General features: G+C 54.0%; 6 protein-coding genes. 1 reads left to right on the top strand and 5 read right to left on the bottom strand.

Annotation, left to right across the window (positions count from 1 at the left end):
* Window positions 1-77: 77 nt before the first annotated feature.
* Window positions 78-647, top strand: a complete 570-nt coding sequence (locus EKM94_RS10930; RefSeq protein WP_125601807.1) for a helix-turn-helix domain-containing protein — start codon at window positions 78-80, stop codon at window positions 645-647.
* A 185-nt stretch (window positions 648-832) separates the two neighbouring features.
* Here the strand turns inward: EKM94_RS10930 and EKM94_RS10935 are convergent, their stop codons facing one another.
* From EKM94_RS10935 to EKM94_RS10955, 5 genes are all read right to left on the bottom strand, one after another.
* On the bottom strand, window positions 833-1627 hold the full coding sequence (locus tag EKM94_RS10935) for an alpha/beta hydrolase (protein WP_125601810.1): 795 nt from the start codon (window positions 1625-1627) through the stop codon (window positions 833-835).
* Window positions 1628-1681: 54 nt separating this feature from the next.
* The gene (locus EKM94_RS10940) at window positions 1682-3676 is read right to left on the bottom strand and encodes an elongation factor G (RefSeq protein WP_125601813.1); all 1995 of its coding nucleotides are present in this window, start codon (window positions 3674-3676) and stop codon (window positions 1682-1684) included.
* 240 nt (window positions 3677-3916) lie between these two features.
* On the bottom strand, window positions 3917-4594 hold the full coding sequence (locus EKM94_RS10945; protein ID WP_125601816.1) for a VTT domain-containing protein: 678 nt from the start codon (window positions 4592-4594) through the stop codon (window positions 3917-3919).
* Between the two features lie 67 nt (window positions 4595-4661).
* Complete coding sequence (recQ, locus tag EKM94_RS10950; protein WP_125601819.1) at window positions 4662-6503, bottom strand: DNA helicase RecQ; 1842 nt, start codon at window positions 6501-6503, stop codon at window positions 4662-4664.
* A gap of 49 nt (window positions 6504-6552) precedes the next feature.
* A complete protein-coding gene (locus EKM94_RS10955) occupies window positions 6553-6945 on the bottom strand; it encodes a hypothetical protein (RefSeq protein WP_125601822.1) in 393 nt (130 codons plus the stop codon).
* Between the last annotated feature and the right edge of the window lie 391 nt (window positions 6946-7336).

Here is a 7336-nt window from a genome sequence, read left to right on the forward strand (position 1 = left end):
CGACCCACTTGCTTTTTCAAGCAAACTCAACAATAATCAGTATTAACAAGAAATTCGAATGAAAGAGGTTCACACTCATGAATATTGGTGGCAAACTTAAACTCTTACGGACCCAAAATAAAATGACTCTAAAAGCTTTGGCCGAACAAACCGGGATCTCGATCGGTTTTCTATCACAATTTGAGCGGGGACTGACGACGATCGATGTCACTCACTTGGCGACCATCGCCGCGATCTTCAATGTTTCGATCCAGTACTTCTTTGATGACGACGCCAATGAGGCGCAGGTGATCATGCGCGGTTATGAACCGAAGATCACCAAGAAGTTCAACAAGGCCATCTATAAAACTTTGAGTCCCGACAGCAGTGATCTGGCCATGGAACCGGAGCTGATCGAGCTGTTGCCGCGGGAAAACAAAGAGCTGCCCGAGCCTTATACTCACGAAGGCGAAGAGTTCATTTATGTTCTCAGCGGTGTTTTGACCTTGGTGATCAACGATCAAACTTTCAAAATGTATCCTACTGACGCGACTCATTTCAGTTCCCAGCGACTCCACAATTGGGGTAACCAGACGGACGAGATCGTGCGCTTGATCGTGGTTCATACCGGCGCTGATCAAGAAACCCATCATCCGGAAATCGGTTGAAGCTGCCTCAATGCTTAGACCAAGATTCCAGACTATTGGGCACTAAAAAAACTCGTGAAGCCAGCACACAGAGCCTAAATTGTGTTGGTCATCACGAGTTTTTTTGTTTTATTTTTCTAAAATAGTAGCGACTGCACTCACGTAAAATCAGCGGCGGCGCTGATTTCGTGGCTAGGACAGCCGCCTCATTGCAACTCGGCCAGCCATTCCGACATTTCGGTCACGATCCAGCGTTGTTGCGCGGCGTTGCTGACTTTGGCCGGGCGATCGCCTTTTTGCGCGCCGTAACTGCCGAAGCCGGCGTGGTTGCCAGCAATCAGTTGGGCGATCGTGGTTTGAGCGGATAAGTATGCCTGCGCCTCACGCCAGCGCTTCTGGTTCAAAACGCCATCTTGGCCGGCAATCAAGGACAACACCGGCAGATCCGTCCCGTGAAGATCGCCTTTCTGGTCAGGATAACTGGCAAAGAAGAAAACGCCCTTCAACTGCGGGCTCAAATGCTGGCTGGCGTAGCGACTGGCCATCACCCCACCTAGGGAATGGCCCCCGATCACATAATTTTCGTTCGGGTGTTGCCGCAAATAACGATCGGCTCGTTTCCCTGACAAAACCGCCAAATCCAAGGGAAAGCGGGCAATATAAACATTGTGGCCATTTTCCGCCAATTTTTGGGCCCACAGGCTGTAACTGGCCGGTGCCACTAGCGCGCCGGGATAGAAGATCACCGTGGGCCCTTGTGGCTTTTTGGCGGCAAAAAACAGACCCTCATCGCGGGACTGCCCGGATTGCTGCGCCACCGTTTCCGCCTGCGGTGTTGGTTGGTAGCTCTGCGTTTTGAGTACGGCAACCCCGATCAACACCAAGCTGACCAAGCCGACGATCACTGCCAGCCAAATTTTGGTACTTTGCTTCAATTTCTTCTGCAAAACTTTGCCCTCGATCTTCCTTACTCCCGTGGCCGACGCCGACCACGCTGCCATTGCGACCGTCCCGCAAAAAATTCTCACTGGTAAACCGCGCTTGGCACCGCCGTTTTATTGCAACAAATCCGTCTGATAGGCCAAATGCGCAGCGGCGGGCACTTGATCCCAGGCCACCGGGTAACCCGCGCCATGGGCACAAAAAACCGAATCCGGCGTGTTATCCAAATCAGCGACTGGCTCATAGGACTGGGCCGCCAGCACCGCGGCGGAATCATGACAAGGTCGATAACCGGCCAAGGTGCAACTCAACTGCCCCTGACCGTGGGTGTATGCATTGACGGCTTGCGCGTAATTTTGCATCGTGGCCACCGGCGCGGCTCCAGTCAGGATCGTTCGGGCGTCGGCAGCCGTTATCTTAGCGGTCGTTAACGGGTCAACTTCGGCGTGCATTTGTTGCAGATCGTTCAACGCGCGCCCGATCTGCGCCCCCGCCAATTCCAAGCGAAACTGATACCATGGCTCCAAAATTTGGCAGGCGCCCTGTTGCTTGAGCATCATCAGCCCCTGACGCAAGGCCCGCCAAGTCGCTTCACGGAAATCGCCGCCCACGGAATGAACATTGCTGGCCCGACCTGCTACCAAGGTGATCTGCACATCAGTCAAGGGCGCGCCTGACAACACGCCTAATTGTTCCTTGGCAAACAAATTCGTCGCCACTTGATGTTGCCAATTGCGGCCCAAAACATCCAAAGGGCAAGTACTCTTAAAGGTCAACCCACTACCCCGCGCGCCAGGTTGCAACAATAAGTGCACCTCGGCGTAATGGCGTAACGGCTCGAAATGGCCGACCCCTTCCACCGCAGCCGTGATCGTTTCTTGGTACAAAATCTGACCCGCGTCAAAGCTGACCGCCAATTGATAACGTTCGGCCAATAACTGTTGCAGCACTTCCAGCTGGACCGCGCCCATCAACCGCACGCGGATCTCTTGCAGTTGCGGCGACCAGGTCACATGGAGCTGGGGATCTTCATCCTCCAACTGCCGCAACGCCACCAAGCAAGCGTGGGGATCCTCCGCTTGCGGCTGGACCGCATAAGTCAAAACCGGGCGTAACGCTGGCCTGATCTGGGTGGTCACGCCGCCCAGTCCCTGTCCAGGAAAAGTCGTGGTCAAGCCAGCGATCGCGCCAACTTCACCAGTTTGTAACGCCGCTACGACCGTGTATTTCGCCCCGTTATAACGGCGTAATTGGTTGGCCTTTTCGGTTCCAAGGAGCACCGTTTTCGCAGGCAAACTGCCGCTAAGCACCCGCACCCAGGTTAAGCGTTCGCCGTTGTCATCGTGGGAGATCTTGAAGACGCGCGCGCCAAAATCCGCCGGTGTGGCCGCAGTGTCTGCCGTTTTGGCGGCGGCATATTTCGTGTCGGTCCAGCGCGCCAAACCCGCCAACAAGCCGGCAACCCCGGTCATTTTCAAGGCCGCGCCAAAATAGCAGGGGATCACTTGCCGCTGCTTGATCAACCCACGCACCGCGGCGTCAGGCACGCGCCCCGTCGCCAGAAAGTCATCCAACAGGGTCTCGTTCGCTAACGCCAGCGCCTCTTGCGTGCTGGAGGATAATTCACCCTGCGCCGTCAAACGAAAGTCCAAACAACCCTCCGCCAATTCCGTTTGTAGCTGCTGCAAAACCCCGGCTGGATCGGCGCCGGTCAGATCACTTTTGTTCACGAAGATGAAAGTGGGAACTTGGTAACGGGCCAACAACCGCCACAACGTTCGCGTATGGCCTTGAATGCCTTCCGTGGCGGAAACCACCAAGATCGCGTAATCCAGAATACTGAGGACTTGCTCCGTTTGGGTGGCGAAATCCACGTGTCCCGGCGTGTCGACCAAGGTCAAGGCCAAGTCTTGATACTGCAACAGCGCCTGATGGGAAAAAATTGTGATCCCCCGTTGTTTCTCTAAGGCGTCCGAGTCCAAAAAAGCATCGCCCTTGTCGACGCGACCCAACTGGCGCAACGCCCCCGCTTGGTACAACAACGCTTCTGATAAGGTAGTTTTGCCCGCGTCCACGTGGGCCACGATCCCGGCAACGATTTGTGTCATGAGCCAATCCTTCTTTACTGATCTGAAATAAACTGTGTCACCATGAACTTCATTGAACTGAACTTTTCCGAAAATAGTTTTGCCAAATATTGCGTGTTTGAAGCTGGTCTGTCCGAATATTGCTTGTTTGAATGCGACTTGTTTGAAGCCAGCAGTTTGAAGATGGCTGCTTGAAGATGACCGCTTGAATACAGCTTGTCCGCAACAAGTTTCTGGGCGGTCAACCCATGAACATTGCTGTTACTTTGATGAAAAAGACTTGCGGCGTAAGTGAACTTCGTATTCGAAGACAGCCACCACGATTGCCAGCGTCAACAGGGCCAGAATGCCTTGCCAAGCGCTGGCCACGACCAACAGATCGCCGGCGAACGCGTAAATGAACGCCACGATGGTTGACCCTAACACACAAGCGCCCACCCGTGTTCGCTGGGGCACATGGGTCGCGCTGGCCGCCGCATTGACGAAGGCCGTGGGGATCATGGGTACCGCGTAGCCGATCACCATCCCCAAAGCCGGCCGCCGCATTTTGATCAGAAATTGATAGACCCGCGAGTTGACCCGGGCGCCATGACGCCGATCGATCACGGTAAACAGTTGAGCCTGCACCAAATTGCCGACGATCAGCCCCACACTATTGACCGCAAATCCCAACCAATGGCCCAAGAAGCCACCCGCAATCAAGGCAACGGCGGAGGCCGGCGCGCCGGGAATCAAGGTCATCAGCGCCACGACCACCCCGAACCCCAAGAACGCGTACGGTCCCAAATGGCGGATTCGTAAGATATAACGCCGATATAATTTGATTTCCGCGAAGAAGCGCGCCAGCTCGGCCTGATAACGCCAGCCCAACATCAGCAAGATCAACGCGAGCGCTACGACCCCGCCAATCAAAAACAATCTTTTTCGCCGTAACGCCATTACGAACGCCCCCTTTACCTGAGCCAGCCGTCACCGGATGACCGCCGGATCAGCTTCGAGCCGGCCGCTAGATTTCCACCGATTTTTCCGAGTCAGTTGTGGCATTGGTTGACGCGGCGGCCGCTTCATCAGCTGGTGTGTCAGCCGCCGCGCCGATTTCCGCCATGAACAGTTGCCCGTATTTGTCCAATTTGCTTTGACCCACACCTTTGACCGCCAAGAAATCAGCGTCGGTTTGCGGTTGCAGCCGCACCATGTCCCGCAAGGTTTTGTCGGAGAAGATGACGAAAGGTGGCACCCCTTGTTCGGTGGCCAAGCTTAACCGTAGCGCCCGGAGTTTCTGGAAGAGCGCATCGTTGACCGGAAGCGAACGCTGGGCCTGGGCCGCTTGCTTGCGCTGAACCTTCGCTTGACCCCGCAACACCGCAATCCCACTGGGACTGACTTGCAAAACCGGATATTGCCCCGTCGTCGCCTGCAAATAACCGGCCGCCGTCAGAAAATCGATCAGCCCGGTCACTTCTTTTTGCTTTTGATGGCTCAGAAGTCCATAAGTGGACAACTCTTGCCAATGTTGCTCCCGGATCCGCTGGTTGTTCGCACCGGTCAACACTTGGGCGACCACCGATTTCCCGAAACGTTCATGCATTCGTTTCACACAGGAGAGCACTTTTTGCGCGTCCACCGTGATGTCCTGCAATTCCCGCTGATCCAAGCAATTGCTGCAACGTCCACAGTCTTGCTCCGTCACCTCGCCGAAATAACGCAGGATGTAACGCTGCAAGCATAACGGTGTATTGGCGTATTGGGTCATTTCCTGGAGCTTCAAATATTCAGTCTGCTTGAAATGCTCATCCAACTCTGACTGATCAATGAAGAAATGTTGCACTTGAATGTCTTGAGATTTGAACAACAAAATCGCGTCACTGGGCAAGCCATCCCGGCCCGCTCGACCAGCTTCCTGATAGTAAGCCTCTAGACTCCCGGGGATCTGGGCGTGGATCACGAAACGCACATTACTTTTGTCGATGCCCATGCCAAACGCGTTGGTCGCGACCATCACATTGACCCGATCATACAAGAAATCCTCCTGGGCCTGCCGCCGCGCCACATCGCTCAAACCGCCATGGTAACACGCCGCCGAGATCTTGTGCCGCTGCAACAATTGCGTCAACCGCTCCGTTTCCTTGCGCGTGCTGGCGTAAATGATCCCGGCCTGATCCGGATTCAACTTCAAATAATCCAGCAAAAACCGATCCTGATCTTGATCCCGCACCACTTGAAACGCCAAATTATCCCGAGCAAACCCCGTCTTGACCTCATTGGCCGCTGGGATCCGCAAGCGCTGGCAAATATCCGCCGCGACTTGTTCCGTCGCCGTGGCCGTCAGCGCGATCACCGGTGGCTGACTAGGCAACTCCGCCAATGCAGGCGCCAGACTCAAATAACTCGGGCGAAAATCATGCCCCCATTGAGAAATACAATGGGCCTCATCCACCGCAATCAAACTGATCTGCAGGCGCGCCAATTGATGCCGGAACCCATCACTGTCCAATCGTTCCGGCGCTAAATAAAGCACCTTGATCGCGCCCTGAGCGGCTAATTGCAAGCGTTCTTGGATCTCGGGGAAGCTCAAGCTACTATTGATAAACGTCGCGGCAATGTCATTTTCTTGAAGCGCGTCAACTTGATCTTTCATCAATGAGATCAGCGGCGACACCACCAACGTAATTCCCGGCAAAAGTAAAGCGGGAATCTGGTAGCACAGGGACTTGCCACCACCAGTCGGCATCAGCGCCAAGACGTTTTCGCCAGCCAGGACTTTGTCGATGGCCTTGGCCTGGCCGGGGCGAAACTGATCATACCCGAATTTTTCCTCTAATATTTTTTGTGCTGCCACATTCACCATTGATTACGCAAACTCCTTTACTCATGACGTTACTTTTTCTGTGACGTCATCATTTTAATTTTAGCAGAGTTTGCTGTCGATTTCTCAGTAAACTCCGATAAGTTTCCGACTGGTTGGGATCGTTTCGATTGCTGTTAAAAGCAGATTGGCCGCTGGACTTGGTTGGCAAAAGTAGGTTGGCCGCAGCTTGCGCTGCGAAATTCGGGGTGAGCTCGCTGTGGGCGCTGTTTTGAGCCAATCCGCAAAGTGCGCGGCTTGTCTCAAAATCAGGCCTTGTCCTAGGCGGCAAAGCCGCCAAGGACAATTTCACGGCGATCTCACCCCGAATTTCTCCGCTCCAGCCGCTCAACGTTATAACAGACGTTTGAGCACTCACGCCATCCGGCGGGCTATCGCCAATTGATGAGAATCCACGCAAATGACGACCGTGGCTAGTGGTCACTAAATTTAAATGGGTGACACCAGTACAGTCTGTCAGATGAACTAAGACAAGTTCTTGATGAATTAGCTGAATCGGTTGGTTTCCACCTATGAACAGTTAAGGAAACAAGTAGAGATGTTCAACCTACGCAAAAATGTCCCGACCTTCTAATCCGAATCAGTCGGTGTTGCCGTACCACCTCAAAAAAGGGCAATTGGTTGACCTCTAGCTTGCAAAAGCACTTCGTCTAATCCTTCGCTTCAATTGCAGATAGGCTCAATTCTGCCTAGCAACCGCCTCAGGACGTGTGGCTCAGCGGTGAGATTATTCTTAGCGATTTATCGCTTAGAATAAGGCTCGATTTGAAGACAAGCCGCTGGGCTTGCGGATTGGCTTCAAACGACGCCCACCG

The organism is Lapidilactobacillus achengensis (genome assembly GCF_003946655.1).
Classification (GTDB): Bacteria; Bacillota; Bacilli; order Lactobacillales; family Lactobacillaceae; genus Lapidilactobacillus; species Lapidilactobacillus achengensis.

Coding starts and splice junctions, on each gene's coding strand:
- EKM94_RS10930 (WP_125601807.1), top strand. CDS start 78: ATGAATATTGGTGGCAAACTTAAACTCTTACGGACCCAAAATAAAATG.
- EKM94_RS10935 (WP_125601810.1), bottom strand. CDS start 1,627: ATGGCAGCGTGGTCGGCGTCGGCCACGGGAGTAAGGAAGATCGAGGGC.
- EKM94_RS10940 (WP_125601813.1), bottom strand. CDS start 3,676: ATGACACAAATCGTTGCCGGGATCGTGGCCCACGTGGACGCGGGCAAA.
- EKM94_RS10945 (WP_125601816.1), bottom strand. CDS start 4,594: ATGGCGTTACGGCGAAAAAGATTGTTTTTGATTGGCGGGGTCGTAGCG.
- recQ (WP_125601819.1), bottom strand. CDS start 6,503: ATGGTGAATGTGGCAGCACAAAAAATATTAGAGGAAAAATTCGGGTAT.